Annotated in this window: 14 protein-coding genes; 5 read left to right on the forward strand and 9 right to left on the reverse strand. The window is 42.0% G+C overall.

Features of this window, described 5'->3' with window-relative positions; translation table 11 throughout:
• Positions 1 to 13: 13 nt before the first annotated feature.
• Positions 14 to 1801, reverse strand: coding sequence for a B12-binding domain-containing radical SAM protein (locus F5613_RS09960; protein ID WP_179399655.1), 1788 nt, complete (start codon positions 1799 to 1801; stop codon positions 14 to 16).
• A 115-nt stretch (positions 1802 to 1916) separates the two neighbouring features.
• Positions 1917 to 2885 (reverse strand): ROK family protein, encoded by a 969-nt coding sequence (locus F5613_RS09965; RefSeq protein WP_079682628.1) that lies wholly within the window; start codon positions 2883 to 2885, stop codon positions 1917 to 1919.
• A 401-nt stretch (positions 2886 to 3286) separates the two neighbouring features.
• On the opposite strand from F5613_RS09965, the gene F5613_RS09970 reads away from it, so the two are divergent.
• The 5 genes from F5613_RS09970 to F5613_RS09990 are packed head-to-tail and all read left to right on the forward strand — an operon-like array spanning position 3287 to position 9037.
• The gene (locus tag F5613_RS09970) at positions 3287 to 3970 is read left to right on the forward strand and encodes an ABC transporter ATP-binding protein (protein WP_179399656.1); all 684 of its coding nucleotides are present in this window, start codon (positions 3287 to 3289) and stop codon (positions 3968 to 3970) included.
• Entirely contained in the window at positions 3963 to 5228 is a 1266-nt protein-coding gene (locus F5613_RS09975) for an ABC transporter permease (RefSeq protein WP_179399657.1), read from the forward strand. The genes F5613_RS09970 and F5613_RS09975 overlap by 8 nt, the downstream gene beginning before the upstream one ends.
• Before the next feature lie 23 nt (positions 5229 to 5251).
• Positions 5252 to 6511 (forward strand): ABC transporter permease, encoded by a 1260-nt coding sequence (locus tag F5613_RS09980; protein ID WP_179399658.1) that lies wholly within the window; start codon positions 5252 to 5254, stop codon positions 6509 to 6511.
• A gap of 40 nt (positions 6512 to 6551) precedes the next feature.
• Positions 6552 to 7673 carry an efflux RND transporter periplasmic adaptor subunit gene (locus F5613_RS09985; RefSeq protein ID WP_179399659.1) on the forward strand — a complete coding sequence of 374 codons (1122 nt, stop codon included), beginning with the start codon at positions 6552 to 6554 and terminating at the stop codon, positions 7671 to 7673.
• Between the two features lie 17 nt (positions 7674 to 7690).
• Positions 7691 to 9037 carry a TolC family protein gene (locus F5613_RS09990; protein WP_179399660.1) on the forward strand — a complete coding sequence of 449 codons (1347 nt, stop codon included), beginning with the start codon at positions 7691 to 7693 and terminating at the stop codon, positions 9035 to 9037.
• 83 nt (positions 9038 to 9120) lie between these two features.
• Here F5613_RS09990 and tsf read toward each other — a convergent pair whose 3' ends face one another.
• The 7 genes from tsf to tnpC all read right to left on the reverse strand — a co-directional run bounded on the left by tsf (position 9121) and on the right by tnpC (position 16569).
• Positions 9121 to 9945, reverse strand: a complete 825-nt coding sequence (gene tsf / locus F5613_RS09995) for a translation elongation factor Ts (RefSeq protein ID WP_079682634.1) — start codon at positions 9943 to 9945, stop codon at positions 9121 to 9123.
• A 122-nt stretch (positions 9946 to 10067) separates the two neighbouring features.
• Entirely contained in the window at positions 10068 to 10910 is an 843-nt protein-coding gene (rpsB, locus tag F5613_RS10000; RefSeq protein WP_068183231.1) for a 30S ribosomal protein S2, read from the reverse strand.
• Positions 10911 to 11047: 137 nt separating this feature from the next.
• Positions 11048 to 11434: a 30S ribosomal protein S9 gene (gene rpsI, locus F5613_RS10005; RefSeq protein ID WP_179399661.1), complete on the reverse strand. Its 387-nt coding sequence runs from the start codon at positions 11432 to 11434 to the stop codon at positions 11048 to 11050.
• A 5-nt stretch (positions 11435 to 11439) separates the two neighbouring features.
• Positions 11440 to 11895 (reverse strand): 50S ribosomal protein L13, encoded by a 456-nt coding sequence (gene rplM / locus F5613_RS10010; RefSeq protein WP_179399662.1) that lies wholly within the window; start codon positions 11893 to 11895, stop codon positions 11440 to 11442.
• Between the two features lie 199 nt (positions 11896 to 12094).
• A complete protein-coding gene (locus F5613_RS10015; RefSeq protein WP_179399663.1) occupies positions 12095 to 12715 on the reverse strand; it encodes a porin family protein in 621 nt (206 codons plus the stop codon).
• Between the two features lie 321 nt (positions 12716 to 13036).
• Positions 13037 to 14197 carry an ISAs1 family transposase gene (locus F5613_RS10020; protein ID WP_179398492.1) on the reverse strand — a complete coding sequence of 387 codons (1161 nt, stop codon included), beginning with the start codon at positions 14195 to 14197 and terminating at the stop codon, positions 13037 to 13039.
• An 800-nt stretch (positions 14198 to 14997) separates the two neighbouring features.
• Positions 14998 to 16569 carry an IS66 family transposase gene (gene tnpC, locus F5613_RS10025; protein WP_179399234.1) on the reverse strand — a complete coding sequence of 524 codons (1572 nt, stop codon included), beginning with the start codon at positions 16567 to 16569 and terminating at the stop codon, positions 14998 to 15000.
• Between the last annotated feature and the right edge of the window lie 44 nt (positions 16570 to 16613).

The raw sequence follows: 16613 nt of genomic DNA on the forward strand, positions 1-16613 counted from the left end.
AAAGACTAATTCACTATTTACTGTTAAACCACTTTTTGACGGGAATATCGTAACCGGCCCCTTGCATATAATTATAGGTAGCCAGATTCAGTCCCTTTCCATAAAAATCCAGATCGATTTCCTGAGATGTGGTGAAAGGGATCTCGTTGTTGGCAAATGGGGCTAAAGGCTGGTCAACATGCTTTGCCCCGACGCTCTCCGGACAGATTCCTGAGGGACTGTGGATTGTCATCGCATATCGATGCCAGAAGGCCGATTGAATCCATCCGTTGGCAAACAGATTGCGCACCACCTCGAGGGAGTCTATTGTCTCACGGGCCGTTTCGGTAGGGAATCCATACATCAGATACGCGTGAGTCATTATTCCGGCTTCGGTAAAGTTACGCATACTCTCGCTGGCACTTTCCACTGTAATCCCTTTGTTTATCATTTTGAGGATGCGCGGAGAAGCAACCTCAAGACCTCCTGAAATGGCTATGCAACCCGATTGAGCCAGTAAGTAACAGAGTTCGGGAGTATAAGATTTCTCGAATCGCACGTTGGTCCAGTAAGATACGATTAACTTCCTGCGAATAATCTCTTCAGCCAATTTACGAAGTAAAGCAGGAGGTGCAGCCTCGTCTACGAAGTGGAAACCCGTTTGTCCTGTTTGAGCAATCACAGCCTCCATCCGGTCTACAATCAGCTCAACCGGAGCCTGATCAAAACGTTTCACGTAATCCAGCGCCCCGTCACAAAATGCACATTTACCCCAATAGCAGCCGTGGGCCAACATCAGCTTATTCCATTTTCCATTGCTCCATAAAGCATGCATCGGATTGGTAAGCTCAATCATATTGATATAATTATTCTGCAGTAACCCCTCGTAGCTGGGTGTACCCGATTCGGCAAAAGGAATATTCTCCTTACTGTCGAAGTTCACCCTTATAATCGAGCCCGCATCATCTCTATACAGCGTGCGGATCAACTCGCCTCCATCCATAATCCGCAACAAAGGCAATTCTCCGTCGTCAAAAACAAGATAGTCTATAAAATCAAAAAGAGCCGGATCTGTCAGACTTCTCAGCTCCGTATTTACATAACCGCCCCCCATCACAATCTTCACCTGCGGAAAATTCTGCCGGATCCATTGGGCGCAACGAAGTGCACTATACAAATTCCCTGGAAAGGGAACGGAGAAACCCACAAGATCAGGCTTACACAAAGCCATACGTTGAGAGAAGATATCCAACATCAACGTATCAATCAAGGTATGCGGTTTCTGCAATTCGTTTTGCAAGGGTCTAAATTCGGGTAAACGCAGGCATAGCGATTCGGCATATCGGATTAACTCAAAATGAGGGTCGATGGTCGAATTTATAAAGTCACACAAATCCTTCAGAAATAGCGTGCAAAGATGCGTCGCCCTGTCGTAATTTCCTATTAAGCCAAATCCCCATTCCAGATCTTCATCCGATGGTAAGCGTTTACTCTCCGGCCAGAATGTAAGCTCGCAAAACCGTTGTGCCAATGTTGCATCCTTACCTCCCAGAAAACGCATCACCGGGTCGATGGTCCGGATATAAAAATCGGCCTGTTGCAAAATGATTCGATTCGCCTTAGACAACCGGCTATGTTGAGACGCCGCTTCGAATATCCGTTTCAGCATTGTTCCGGTTAACAGCCGTCCGATAAGTTCTATGCCAAGATCCATCTGTTCCGCATTGTGATTTCTTGAATGCAGGAACCCTAACAGATGACAGGTTGCAGGATAGGGAGTATTTAATTGCGTAAGCGGAGGAGTTACAAGAAGCGCTTTCATTTGATATGACTTTTCTGATCTGGGAATTTCGTTATACTACAGGAGATTAAAATAAAAAAGGCAGAGAAGATACAATCCGGTAACTTCCCCACCTTTTATATGCTGGAATGACTTATCAATATTCTTTCACTTCCCAACCCAGTGCGCTGGCACCTAATACGGCAGCATCACTTTCTTTTAGCTGAGAGAATAATAATTTTGTCTTGCCTTCAAAAACTTTCAGCATGTTCTTATCCATCGAACGTTTGATCGGATTCATGATCAGATCGCCTGCTTTGGTAAGACCACCGAAAAGAATAATAGCTTCAGGACTTGAGAATGCCACGAAATCGGCAAATGCCTCTCCCAACATAGCTCCTGTAGTCTCAAAAATCTCAATTGCCAGCTTGTCATTCTTCATGGCTGCATCATAAACATCCTTTGAAGTCAGTTCGTCCGGATCAATTTCACGCAATACACTTTCGTCCTTGCGAATCTCGAGGTATTCGCGTGCAGTACGTGCAACACCTGTAGCCGAAGTATAGGCTTCAAGACATCCCTGTCTGCCACAACCACACATTCTGCCATTGTTACGACGCATAATAACGTGACCAAGTTCGCCGGCAAAACCGTCGTGACCATAAACCAGGTTACCGTTGATTACGATACCACTGCCCACTCCTGTTCCGAGTGTAATCACAATGAAATCTTTCATACCACGTGCAACACCGTAAGTCATCTCGCCAATTGCCGCTGCATTCGCATCGTTAGTAAGAGCCACAGGAATTCCACCAAGCTTTTCGCTGATCAACTGAGCCAATGGAATTTTACCCTTCCAGGGAAGATTTGGTGCAAACTCAATACAACCGTTAAAATAGTTACCGTTGGGAGCACCAACACCAACACCTTTGATCTTATCGTGACCGCCAGCCTGGTTGATAACCATTTCAAGGCCCTTAGCAAGTTCTGCCACGTAATCGTTTACATCGGCATACTTACCTGTTTTAATTGAACCACTGTACAAGATTGTACCTCTTGCATCCACAACGCCAAACACAGAATTGGTTCCACCAATATCTATACCTACCACATAAGGTTTTTCCATGATCTAATTTTTATGATTAATAATGAATTTAGGGAAGCAAATATAAGATGAATATATAAAACCATCAACGCTTTATCTACTAAAAAAGTAGAAACAGATGATATTTCTGCTAAAAGGCAATTAAGAAGTTATTAAATATAGCCTAAGATAACAACAAAAAAGCTAATTTGAATCGTACATTTATTTCCAATAAGAGACAGGAACTGTGAGATTTATGGACAACCGGACGGCCAGTTTCTCTACATTATTTCAAATAATATAGTTAAATTTGTTTAATTATCAGTACTATGTGATACAAGGTATTCAGTCAGTGCATATATTTGTGCAATAAAAAAAAGTGTTTGAGTTCTGTAACTTATCTTAAAAACCATACGTCTTATAAATAAAAGTACTTTACAACTATGATTCATCTTGACGGAATTAACAAAACGTATCATAACGGTGCACCTTTACATGTATTAAAAGGGATTGACCTTGACATCGATAAGGGAGAAATGGTCTCTATTATGGGGGCTTCCGGATCGGGCAAGTCTACCCTTCTTAATATATTGGGAATATTAGACACCTACGATACGGGCAAATACATGCTGAACAATCAGCTGATCCAGAATTTAAGTGAAACTCGTGCAGCCGAGCTTCGTAATCAGATGATTGGATTCATCTTTCAATCTTTCAACCTCATATCATTTAAAAATGCCATGGAGAATGTAGCGCTACCCCTTTATTACCAAGGTATGAAAAGAAAAAAAAGGAATGCGCTGGCAATGGAATACCTCGACATGGTAGGCTTACGCGACTGGGCAGATCATATGCCGAACGAGATGTCCGGTGGACAAAAGCAGCGTGTTGCCATAGCCCGTGCGCTCATTGCCAAACCACAGATTATTTTGGCTGATGAGCCTACCGGTGCGCTGGACAGTCACACTACACTCGAAGTAATGGATCTGCTTCGCAATGTAAACCAGGAAGGAATGACCATGATTATTGTTACCCACGAACAATCGGTAGCCGATGTAACTAAAAAAATCATTCGTTTGCGCGACGGACAGATTGAATCCATAGAAAACGGAAAAGGCCATGTTTGATTTCGACAATTTCAGAGAGATTTTCAGTACAATCAAGAAGAATAAGCTTCGTACTTTTCTTACCGGATTCTCCGTGTCATGGGGAATCTTTATGCTGATTGTGCTGCTTGGTGCAGGAAACGGCTTACGCAACGGCGTAATGTACAATTTCCGCAACATGGCTATGAACAAGATCGAGGTTTGGCCCCGCTTTACATCAAAGCCATACAAAGGTTTGCAAAGCAACCGCCAGATAAGCTTCAAGGAAGACGATTATGTGGCTCTTAACCGCGAACACTCTGAAGTGGACCTTAAATCTGCCACCATCAATCATGGAGACACCTTGTTTTACGGGAAGGAGTTTAACAACTGTAACCTGAACGGCGTTTTCCCCGATTATGCCAAAATCAACTTTGTAGAGATGCTGGTTGGTAAAGGACGTTTTATCAACAACCTCGACATAGTGGAAAAACGTAAAGTGATTGTAATTAGTCCCCGTATCGAAGAAATCCTGTTTAAGAAGGAAAGCGGACTAGGCAAATACGTTAAAGCAGGGACAGTGATGTATCAGGTGGTTGGTGTTTATAAAGATGACAATAAAAGCAACGATGCTCCTTGCTATATCCCGTTCTCAACCGGACAATCCCTGTATAATGCAGGTTATGGTTTAAATCAGCTTTCGTTTACAGTGGTTGGAGTGAATACCGAAGACGAAACAACGGCATTCGAAGATCGTTTCCGTCAGCGTATGGGAAGACGGCATCAGTTTGACCCTACTGATAAAAGTGCCATCGGTATGTGGAACACAGCCAACGAGTTCAGGATGTTCAATAGTATGATGAACGGAATTATCTTCTTTGTCTGGATTGTTGGTATCGGAACCCTAATTGCAGGTATTGTAGGCGTAAGTAACATTATGCTGATCAGCGTACGCGAACGGACCAAAGAGTTCGGCATACGTAAAGCTGTAGGGGCATCTCCCATCTCGATCCTGAAACTGGTTATCTTCGAATCAATCCTCATAACGGCCATCTTCGGATACGTTGGAATGATTTCGGGAATCGGGCTTACCGAGCTTATCAACTATGGCATGCAGGCTTCCGGCGCAGGTGAAGCCGCCGGACAAGACGATATTTCTATGTTCAGGGACCCTACCGTTAGTCTTACCATCGCATTGATATCCACAGGAGTACTGATCCTTGCGGGTGTGTTGGCCGGCTATTTCCCTGCACGAAAAGCAGTTAAAATCACAGCCATTGAAGCGATGCGAGCCGAATAATTCATATAAAACAGAAAAGAAATATGTTTGATATAGACAGATGGCAAGAAATTTGGGTTACCATCACCCGTAACAAAACAAGAAGTCTTCTTACCTGTTTTGGCGTTTTCTGGGGTATTCTGATGCTTGTGTTGCTGCTGGGATCGGGAACGGGATTAAAAAACGGCATGATGCAAGGGGTAAAAGGATTTGCCACCAACTCGGTGTTCGTATTCTCAAACCAGACCAGCGAACCATACAAAGGCTTTAACAAAGGCCGTTCGTGGAACATGCGCAACAGAGATGTGGAGAGTATCCGCAAAAATGTAAAGGGAATCGAAGCGATCTCGCCGGTTATCTGGGGTAACAGATCGGACAAGAACGTGGCCTACGGCCAGGTTTCGGGCACATACAATGTAAAAGGAATCTATCCCGATTACTTTAAGATTGAAAGTCAGGACATCTTCTTCGGCCGTTTGCTGAACGACATCGACCATAACAGCCGCAGAAAGGTTTGCAATATCGGAAAAAAAGTGTGCGATGAACTATTTATGGGACAAGACCCCTGCGGAAAGTTTATCCGGGTAAACGGACTATACTACCAGATTGTAGGTGTAATAAAAGGCAAGGCCTCCGGACTAAACCTGGGGGGACGTTCTGAAGAGAGCATTTACCTGCCCTTCTCCACCATGCAGCAAACCCTGAACCAGGGCGATATACTTCACCTGTTGTGCTTCAGCGCCTATGCGGGTCAGTCGGTTGAACCCATTATTGAAGATGTAAGAAAGATATTGAGTGCTCAGAATGAGATTGCACCAAACGATCCGCAAGCTATTCAGTTTGTAAATATCGCCAAGCAGTTCGAGACATTCAACATGCTGTTTATCGGGATCGACTTCCTGGTTTGGCTGGTTGGTATGGGTACGTTGCTGGCAGGTGTAATCGGTATCAGTAACATTATGATGGTGACTGTAAAAGAGCGTACCAAAGAAATCGGAGTAAGACGTGCCCTGGGAGCCAAACCCTACAATATCATTTCGCAGGTTATGAGCGAAAGTCTTGCACTTACAGCCATGGCCGGATTGCTCGGACTCAGTTTCGGGGTATTCATCCTGGATATCATCAATAAAGCCATGTCCACGCAGGAGGTTACCAGAGAGACATTCTTTATTAATCCGGGAGTAGATATAGACACAGCCGTGTATGCCTCAATCGTATTGCTGATAAGTGGTATGGTTGCCGGATTGATCCCGGCGTGGCGGGCCATGCAGATTAAGGCTATAGATGCCATCAGAGAAGAATAATAAATTAAGATTAATACAATAAAAATAATAAACAAAGATTATGAAAAGCATCAACGTGAAAAAGATTTTACGCACTTTCTTACTCGTGTTGGTAGGAGTAGCCGTTCTCAGTACTTTCTATTTCTTGTGGAAAAAATCACAACCGGTAATCACCCAATATGAAATCGTGACCCCTAAACTAGACACGGTTGTAACCAAAACTGTAGCAACCGGAAATGTGGAACCTCGTTTCGAAGTACTTATCAAACCGCAGATCAGCGGTATCGTGGCCGAGCTTAACAAAGAGGCCGGACAGATGGTAAAAGAGGGCGAGATTATTGCAAAAATCAAGGTTATACCGGAAATGGTTCAGCTTAACAGTGCCGAATCACGCGTTAAAGTTGCGCAAATTACGCTGTCGCAGATTGAAGAGACCTATAAAAGAGACAAACAACTGCATACCCAGGGGGTAATTGCCAGAGAAGACTTCGAATTGTCTGAAGCCAACTACAAGAAAGCGAAGGAAGAGGCACAGAACGCACAAGATGCTTTGGAGATTATACGCGACGGTATTGCCAAGAATTCGAAAGTAGCCAGTACAACACTTGTTCGCAGTACAATTACAGGTATGATTCTGGATGTGCCCATCAAGGTTGGTAACTCTGTAATCCAGTCCAACAACTTTAACGATGGAACAACCATTGCATCGGTAGCCAACATGAACGATATGATCTTTAAGGGAACCGTAGATGAGACCGAAATTGGCCGTATACACGAAGGAATGCCTATCCGGTTGACGGTTGGAGCAATGGAAAGCCGGGTATTTGATGCTATGCTGGAATATGTATCTCCTAAAGGTGTAGAGAAAAACGGAGCCATCTTATTTGAGATAAAGGCTGCCGTATCAATCCCGGGGGATGCATTTATCCGTGCAGGATATAGTGCAAATGCCGAAATCGTACTTAAAAAGTCAGAAAACGTACTAACCGTACCCGAAAGCACTGTAGAATTCAGCGGCGATTCGGCCTTTGTTCAGGTTGTAAAACAGGAAAAACCTGAGCAGGTGTTCGAAAAGAAGTACGTAAAAGTAGGATTAAGTGACGGTATTAAGATTGAAATTACGGAAGGTCTTACCGTTAAAAGCAAAATTCGTGGTGCTGCCATCGAGCCTAACAAGAAATAATCTAATAACGACTTAAGATGAATAAATTCAAATTATACCTGCCTGCACTCCTCCTATGCTGGAGTGCGCAGGCACAGGAACCAGCTAAGAAATGGTCGCTCGAGGAGTGTATAAACTACGCCATCGAGCACAACATTGATCTTAAACAAAAGGTACAAGATCAGGAAAGCAAAAAAGTAGACCTCAGTACGAGCAAGAACAGCTGGCTGCCCAACCTGAATGCCGGTTTGGGACAGAACTTCGACTTTGGCCGTTCGCCATCCAAAACGGGTGTGATTGTTGATCAGAACTCGGCCAACTCCTCTTTTTACCTGCAGACATCCATGCCTGTGTTTGACGGATTCAAGATTTCGAACGATATCAAAGCCAGAAAACTCGATTTGATGGCTTCTACCGAAAATCTGAATAAAGCCAAAGAAGACCTGGCCATCAACGTGGCTTCCTATTTTGTTGAAGCCTTGTATAATAAAGAACTGCTCTCGGTAGCCGAGTTGCAGGTTGCACTAACCAGCGAACAGGTTACACGTACCGATGCCCTTGTAAAGGCAGGCAAGGTTCCTATGTCGCAGTTGTACGACATCAAAGCTCAGCTGGCTAAAGATGAAGTTTCGCTTACCGAATCCAGAAACAATGTGAATCTTTCTCTGTTGAACCTGGCGCAGATGCTTGAACTGGAGCGTAGCGGACAATCGTTCGACATCAGCGTTCCGGTTGTGGAAGATGCTATTGAGAAATATATGAACAGCATCCTGCCTCCGGACATGGTGTACAACAATGCAGTTGACGTAAAGCCGCAGATTAAGGAGCAGGAATACCTTTTGGAAAGTCAGAAGAAAATGCTGCAAGTGGCAAAATCAGGTTATCTGCCCAAGTTGGACTTTAACGCAAGCTACAGCAACGGATACTATCACTACTCGGGAGGAAACGATATTGTAAACACTCCGTTTAGCGATCAGATCAAACAAAACGAACGTAAGACCATCGGTTTCAGTTTAAGTATTCCAATCTTCAACCGTTTCCAGGTACGCAACAGCGTACGTAGTAACAAGATTGCGATTTTGAACCGCGAACTGATGATGGAAAGTTCAAAGAAAACACTCTACAAAGAGATACAGCAAGCCTATTTTAATGCTACTGCAGCACAAGAAAAGTACAAAGCAGCGGATAAATCGGTGCTTGCCAGCAAAGAGGCCTTTGGCTATGCAGAAGATAAATACAACGCAGGTAAAAGTACGGTTTACGAATATAGTGAAGCCAAAACAAAATACTCGCAAAGTTTGTCTGAACAGATCCAGGCCAAATACAACTATATTTTCAGAGCCAAAATTCTGGATTTCTACAACGGCGTTCCAATCAAACTTTAGCTTACTATACACAACACACTCTAGCAAAAAAAGGGCTGCTCCAAACGGGCAGCCCTTTCATTTTGATGTATATCTTACAAAGATTAATCAACGTTTAATGTAACACGGCTGAATGCAAGAATTGTAAGTGTTTTACTTTGCTGACGAAGGTATTCTTCAATTGAGATCTTAGAATCCTTGATAAATTCCTGCTGAAGCAATGTATTTTCCTTGTAATACTTCTGCAAAGCACCCTGAGCGATACGATCCAACAGATTTTCTGGTTTGCCTGACTGACGAGCTTTGTCGCGGGCAATTTCCATTTCTGTATCGATAACATTCTGAGGAACCTCTTCTGCACGTACAGCAACCGGATTCATAGCAGCAACCTGCATAGCTACGTCGCGGGCAACTGTGTGATCAACTGCTTCGTTGAATGCAACGATAGTAGCCAATTTGTTTCCCGGGTGGATATAAGATACAGAGCTTGCACCATTTACGAACTGATAGAAACCTAATTCCATCTTTTCGCCAGTTACACCAACACGGTCGGTGATGTGTTCCTGAATAGCGCGGCCATCAGCCAAAGGAGAAGCCAACAAAGCCTCTACAGTTTCTGGTTTAACGCTCATAGCTACGTTCAGGATATCCTGAGTAAGGGCAACAAACTGTTCGTTCTTAGCCACAAAGTCGGTTTCGCATTTCAAAGCTACAATTGCAGCAAATCCAGCGTTTTCGGCTGCCAGTACACAACCTTCAGAAGCTTCGCGATCTGAACGTTTTGCGGCAACAGCCTGACCTTTTTTACGGATAATTTCCATTGCTTTATCGAAATCATTTCCAGCTTCTTCCAAAGCCTTCTTGCAATCCATCATTCCCGCTCCGCTCATTTTGCGAAGGTGAGAAATATCAGCCATTGTAACTGCCATAGTTTTATATTTTTATTGGTATGTAATCTTCTGATTTATAAAAAAAACAATGTGTCAACTTGCAGATTAACGAAGCGATTCATTAAGCGGCAGGACTGACACATTGTAGTATTGATGATATATTATTCTTCTATATCCTTAACGAACTTTCCAACAACGCGTGCATTCAATGCTTCTTCGTCTTCTTTTCTTGTTCTCTTAACACCAGCTTTAGCTTTGCGTTCTCTTTTAGGAGCAGCTTCGCCTTCGCCTGCAGCTTCAGTGTCGATCTTTTCAGCCTTACGTTCCTGCAAACCTTCGTTCATAGCTTCGCAAATTGCACCCAGGATAACTTCTACAGATTTTGTAGCATCATCGTTAGCAGGGATTACGAAGTCGATGTTGTTAGGGTTAGAGTTTGTATCCACCATAGCGAATACCGGAATACCCAAACGGTTTGCTTCACGAACAGCAATATGTTCTTTCATTACGTCTACAACGAACAAAGCAGAAGGAAGACGGGTTAGGTCTGCAATAGAACCTAAAGTCTTTTCCAATTTTGCACGCTGACGAGTAATCTGAAGTTTTTCTCTTTTTGAAAGATTATCAAATGTACCGTCCTTTGTCATTTTATCGATCGTAGTCATCTTTTTGATGGCTTTACGAATTGTAGGGAAGTTGGTAAGCATACCACCAGCCCATCTTTCGATAACGTAAGGCATACCTACAGAAGCAGCCTTATCAGCAACGGTTTGTTTAGCTTGTTTTTTGGTAGCAACGAAAAGAATTTTCTTGCCGGCTTTAGCCATCTGTTTCAAGATTTCTGCAGCTTCGTCTACTTTAGCAACTGTTTTATATAAGTCAATGATATGAATACCATTGCGCTCCATGAAAATATAAGGAGCCATAGCGGGGTTCCACTTTCTTTTTAAGTGTCCGAAGTGGACTCCGGCTTCTAATAACTGATCAAAATTAACTCTTGACATTGTTTTGTTTTTAAAATCGTTTACATTCTGTTTAACACACAATCGTCAGGTAGTTCTCCGGCAAATCATCATGCAAAAGAAATCCCAACAATTTAGATACTAAACGCGTCTTACTTGCAAGATACTCACAAATAACATTAACGTTTGCTGAACTGGAATCTCTTGCGTGCTTTTGGCTGACCTGGTTTTTTACGTTCAACCGTACGTGGATCGCGTGTAACGAAGCCTTCAGCTCTTAAAGCAGGCTTGTCTTCCGGATTGATCTTGATCAACGCGCGGGCAATTGCCAAACGAGCTGCTTCAGACTGACCTTTGAAACCACCTCCGTCAAGATTAATCTTAATGTCGTATTGTTCAGCAACATTCAATTTAGATAAAGGCTGCTTAACAATAAACTGAAGAATTGTTGAAGGGAAGTAAGTTGTAAGATCACGTTTGTTGATTGTAATCTTTCCTGTTCCTTCGCTAACGAATACGCGAGCAACTGCAGCTTTACGTCTTCCTATTGCATTTACTACTTCCATACTAGTTATTTAAGTGAGTTTATATCAATTTCCTTAGGCTGTTGAGCTTCGTGCTTGTGCTCAGTGCCTGCATACACGTACATGTTGCCAAGCAATTTCGCACCCAGACGATTCTTTGGCAGCATACCCTTCACTACTTTTTCGAACAAACGACGTTCGCCCTTCTTCATCAATGAAGCAGGAGTAAATGCGATTTGTCCACCTGGATAACCAGTGTATCTCAGATAAACACGGTCGTTCCACTTATTTCCGGTAAGAACGACTTTGTCTGCATTGATAATAATTACATTATCACCACAATCAACGTGAGGGGTAAAGTTGGGTTTGTACTTACCACGCAAAAGCTTTGCTACTTTTGCGCAAAGGCGACCCAAAGACTGACCTGTTGCGTCAACAATCACCCATTCTTTGTTTACAGTTGCTTTGTTTGCAGAAATGGTCTTAAAACTTAAAGTATCCACTTGCTTAAAATTAATTTAATTAATAATTCAAAAAACAAATTCTTTTACATGAGCTCCTTCGGACACATGAAGTAACAACATGCTAAGAATTAAACTCTTAGTACAATTTGATAATAATCGGCTTGCAAAGGTACGGCTTTTCTTTAAATAAAAAAACTTTTGCCTATGTTTTTAACAGACAACTCAAAGCAAATCAAGCCTAACGGAAGAAGTAGCCAAGCGAAAAGGTAATATTGTTCTGATAAACGGAGGAGGCTCCCTGTGGTTTTTCGGCCAACCGGTCCAGGGTTCCGTAAGTAGCATGTATGCCAAAGAATACATCTTTATAAATCGCACTTAATCCAATATTTACACCCAGATCGAAGGGCTTGAGGTCATTTTCTTCCGTTTGTCCGAATTTGATATCATAATCGGCCTGTCCGGACTTCATATTACCGAAAAGAGAATAATTAAAATTCGGTCCAAGAGAAATTCCCAGCTTAGCTTCGTTTATAGGAATAGAATAAACCACATTCAGCGGAACCTGAATAGAATAGTAGTAGCATGAATGGGCGGTAGGTGTTGTACTGTTTTCGAAAGCCTCGTACGACCCTCCCTGATTAATAAATACAAGTTCCGGCCTTAGTGAAAATCGTTTATACACCGGAACATCCAGCATTCCAGCCAAGCTGAAGCCAAAACGGGCTCCCGATACAGGCGACCCATCCACCTTCTGGACAAGAGCGGAAGAACCGATCCCTGCCCTAACCCCGAACGACACCTGTGCATAAACAGCAGGCACCATCAACATCACCAAACATAGTAGCAGTATCTTTTTCATGTATATGTATTTTCCAATTATTTCTGATAAACAAAGATATGCTTTTTTTATGTATCCAAATCAAGTATAACGGTTTTTAATATATTTAATAATATCATTCAAACAGCACATCTTGATTACAACCGGCCTCCATACAGCAAAAGTATGCTGCAATAACCAAAGAACACGCGGCTCAAACTTTGGTCAGGCTACTCCTGCTAAGACAATTGTACAACCAAGGTTTTAAGAGAGATTCACCCTTCCTGTTTTTACATTTTCCCTTAAGTGATTAGCTCCGTTCATGGCATAGATTAGTCGTTTTCATTCCACAGGGCAGACGCATTAAAATTTCTCCACAGAAAGTATGCTTTGGAGAACGTCGTCAGACCATCCTGCTGATTTTCTTTTGCGAGCAATGCTACTTTTACTTTCATAGTGCTTTAACATAGATAAAGCTGTTTTAGAGACAAGCGAAAAGTTGACGGCAGCATTGTTCTTCTTTCTTCCGTAATCTTCATTAAACGAGACATCCAATTGCCAGTGTAAATTATTTTCCACAGACCAGTGTTTTCTGACAGAACTAGCGATTAATTCAGCATCTAAAGCTAATGAAGAAATATAGTATCTGGTTTCTTTTTGTTTACGAGGGCCTTTTTCGCCTGGAACGGTACGCTCTGTAATGACACAGGCAAATGTTTTCAAACCAGCCCATTGAGTGAAGTCTTTAGTATTTAACCAGTATAGGTTGTCACAGGCTATGCAAGTTCTTTTTTCCAAACGACCATGTCCAGTCTCGCTCTTCTCGTAAACGCTTACCCGGTTGGGCTTCTCAGCACTCCAAATGGTGAAAAAATGTTCTATTTCTTTGTATAAATGCATATGGTTGTTTTTCACAGCCAAAACGTAATCAGCTTCTTTGTCTATTATTTTAGATGCTATTGTCTTTTGACATCCCATAGCATCAATAGTGATTATACACTCTTTAATATCTAATGCTTCCAATAGTTCGGGGATAGCGGTAATTTCATTGGATTTTTCTTCTGTCTTGATTTGTCCAAGGCTTATTCCATTGTCTGCGGCCCAGGCACTTACCATGTGAAGTTTATATTTGGGACTCGATGGTTTTAAGTAGGTACCTCTGAATAATTTAGCCTCTTCAGACTCATATGCTCCGCATATTGTTTTGCCGTCGATAGCAACCACGCCTTTATACTTGCCACATATGGATTTAACCCATTCTCTGAATTGATTTTCAAAATATGAGGTATCCAAGACTGTGAAAAATCGGTTAAATGTATCATGTGAGGGTATTCCATTAAAAGAAGGGATCGTACGAGAGAAGAAATCAATTTTACAATGACCAAAGTCTTCTATTTCATTCCATGTCTCGGCCCCGCAAATAACGGCAGCTAACGTAATATAAATAATAGTTTCTGCAGAGTGAACCTTATTTCTGTCAAAACGATAATCTTCGATACTTGAAGCAAAAGCAAGCAATGTCATATTTTATGTATTTAAACTATTGATAATAAGGTAAATATACGATTTTTTACTGAGATATCAATGAGTTTAAGTGATTATTTTGAAGATTTATTATCTTTCTTTTCGTAGTTGTAATTACCGTTTTTGGGCTCTTTTTAGTAATGTCAATATGACTTCAAACTGAACTTAAATATTCTGATTAAAGTTTTAACTTAACAAAGTTGTCGTAGCAAAAAGATACATCCAATTTTTAGAGACGGTTATTATTTTTAAAGCAAATTTTATCACATACAATATGTACGATTAATATTAAATATGGCTATTTTAATCTTATTTTAAATTGACGATGTTTTGATACAATAAATTATGAACGTCAGATATGCTATGTTTAATATATTGAATATCTGCATTATATATATACACATTAAGTAATAATCCTTACTCTTTTAGCTCTAAAATAATATGCGTCTGCCCTGTTTCATTCCAGACTTTACTCGTCTTCCAACTGAGGGACAATAGTCACACAGCTGAGGGACCATTGTCACACAGATGGAAGACAATGATCACTCAGATGTGGGACGAAGAATATACTTTAGGTTAATGACTAATCATCGTTATGAAAAGCATTAAATCCTTAAGGGAAAACCTCTGATTCAGGAATGAAAAACGTTTAAAACTTCCGCTTAAGATTAAAGTTGTACTTACGGAGGTGCTCAACGGTCTGATTACAGTCTGTCGAACCATACAAGATAGTATCCTGAAAACACCTCTGAGACGTAAGCGTCTCCGCGATACCGTCTTGTAAGATTTATTAATTGTTATTAGAGTTTAGTCCACTTGTCTGGAAGTAAATCGCGATATATTTGATCGGGAGCGGTTGGACTTATGTATGCCAGTCGGTTTAGTATGTCCGTAAAGTATTCGAAGGAGTTTATATTATGAAGTTTGCAGGAGATGGATAGCGAGTAGAGCAATGCCGTTCTTTTAGCTCCGGCATGACTGCCACAAAAAAGAGAGTTTTTTCTGCTTAAAGATATGCTTCGCATACATCTTTCCACGGCATTGTTATCCAACGCATAGTCCGGACGTACAATGTAATTACACAGTGCATCGTACTCGTTGAGAGTATAATTCACGGCCTTCGAGAGGGGACTCTTGGGAAGGGTGGATGGATTGGATTGTATTTCCAACAGTTTGCTTTTTAGTTCAGCCAGTATGGGTGGGGCGTACTCTTGTCTATGTTCAAGGATTTTGTCGGGCTTCCATTTCGGGTCAATCTTATGCTCCGCCTGATAAAGCCGGTTGATTATGTTGACAATTCCGATGGCTTCTTTATCGTTTGCGAGATCCAGGAACTGACGCTTGCAGTGCTGGAAGCATGCCAGCCGGATTACATCAGGATAGGTATCGGTCTCAAGTATTTTATAGTTGATCAGCCCGTCACTCTGGATGGCTCCTTTGTAATGATTGCCGATATAGTTGGTCAGAACCTCCCGGGATCGAGACCCGTTTTCATAAAAGTACTGGACCAATTTCTTTGTATTGGCCAGCGCAGCCCAGATATACCCTTTGCGTACGCCCTTACCATCCTTGTTTTTCTCTTTGGTAAGGATGGTATGGTAACTTTCATCCATACAAAGATAGTCATCTTCAAGGATCGCTGTATGAAGAACATCATCCAGGCGGTCCATTAATCCGGCAGACTTCTTAATCAGTCCGTGGGCGGTAGCTTTGTTTAATTCAAAGCCATTTTCTGTAAAATACTTGACAATCCGCTCCACAGGCATGGAGTAAACATACCGCAGTTGAAGCATGCCGGCGATAAAGGAGGCATCATAGTTTGAGTTCTGCAGGGGAGATCTGGGGGCTTTACCCGAGTAAACCTTTTCCTGCTGTACGCAATTATATTGTCTGTATATGATTTTCTTAAAAGTAGCCTTGCTGTAGGTATACATGACGGAGTCTACAGATCCGATCACCCTGGCCTTTTCTTTGTCAAAGGCAGGATCATCGGGATATACATGCTCGACAATGGTTTCTAGAGAGAAGTATTCTTTCCGTTTGGCATTGTTGTTTCCGCGGTCTTTGGGCAAAACAGGGGGAGCGGTTTCTGTCGGTTCTTCTTTTGCGGTATCGGGCACAAGCTTTTCCGATTTATTGGAGAGAAGCTTGCTCATTCTCCGGTTTTTCCCCTCAACCTTCTGCATGTCCCCGTTCTTTTGAAGCAGGCTTTTTTCCAGCGAACGGATTGTTTCGGTTAAACTACCAACCTGGACAGAGAGTCTTTCTATTTGTTCAGATTGCCGGACGAGTTGTTCCAAATACATCTTTTCCCTTTGAGCGGAAAGTTTCAGCTGGTCTTCCTGTAGTTCAATAATCCGTTTGCTATTCATGTCATAAAGATACGGACAATACTTCGGATATCAAAGTAAATTAC

This window comes from Macellibacteroides fermentans (genome assembly GCF_013409575.1).
Taxonomy (GTDB): domain Bacteria; phylum Bacteroidota; class Bacteroidia; order Bacteroidales; family Tannerellaceae; genus Macellibacteroides; species Macellibacteroides fermentans.

Bases quoted from the DNA above. Each gene is read 5' to 3' on its own strand.
- F5613_RS09960 (WP_179399655.1), bottom strand. From the start codon at position 1,801: ATGAAAGCGCTTCTTGTAACTCCTCCGCTTACGCAATTAAATACTCCC.
- F5613_RS09965 (WP_079682628.1), bottom strand. From the start codon at position 2,885: ATGGAAAAACCTTATGTGGTAGGTATAGATATTGGTGGAACCAATTCT.
- F5613_RS09970 (WP_179399656.1), top strand. From the start codon at position 3,287: ATGATTCATCTTGACGGAATTAACAAAACGTATCATAACGGTGCACCT.
- F5613_RS09975 (WP_179399657.1), top strand. From the start codon at position 3,963: ATGTTTGATTTCGACAATTTCAGAGAGATTTTCAGTACAATCAAGAAG.
- F5613_RS09980 (WP_179399658.1), top strand. From the start codon at position 5,252: ATGTTTGATATAGACAGATGGCAAGAAATTTGGGTTACCATCACCCGT.
- F5613_RS09985 (WP_179399659.1), top strand. From the start codon at position 6,552: ATGAAAAGCATCAACGTGAAAAAGATTTTACGCACTTTCTTACTCGTG.
- F5613_RS09990 (WP_179399660.1), top strand. From the start codon at position 7,691: ATGAATAAATTCAAATTATACCTGCCTGCACTCCTCCTATGCTGGAGT.
- tsf (WP_079682634.1), bottom strand. From the start codon at position 9,945: ATGGCAGTTACAATGGCTGATATTTCTCACCTTCGCAAAATGAGCGGA.
- rpsB (WP_068183231.1), bottom strand. From the start codon at position 10,910: ATGTCAAGAGTTAATTTTGATCAGTTATTAGAAGCCGGAGTCCACTTC.
- rpsI (WP_179399661.1), bottom strand. From the start codon at position 11,434: ATGGAAGTAGTAAATGCAATAGGAAGACGTAAAGCTGCAGTTGCTCGC.
- F5613_RS10015 (WP_179399663.1), bottom strand. From the start codon at position 12,715: ATGAAAAAGATACTGCTACTATGTTTGGTGATGTTGATGGTGCCTGCT.
- F5613_RS10020 (WP_179398492.1), bottom strand. From the start codon at position 14,197: ATGACATTGCTTGCTTTTGCTTCAAGTATCGAAGATTATCGTTTTGAC.
- tnpC (WP_179399234.1), bottom strand. From the start codon at position 16,569: ATGAATAGCAAACGGATTATTGAACTACAGGAAGACCAGCTGAAACTT.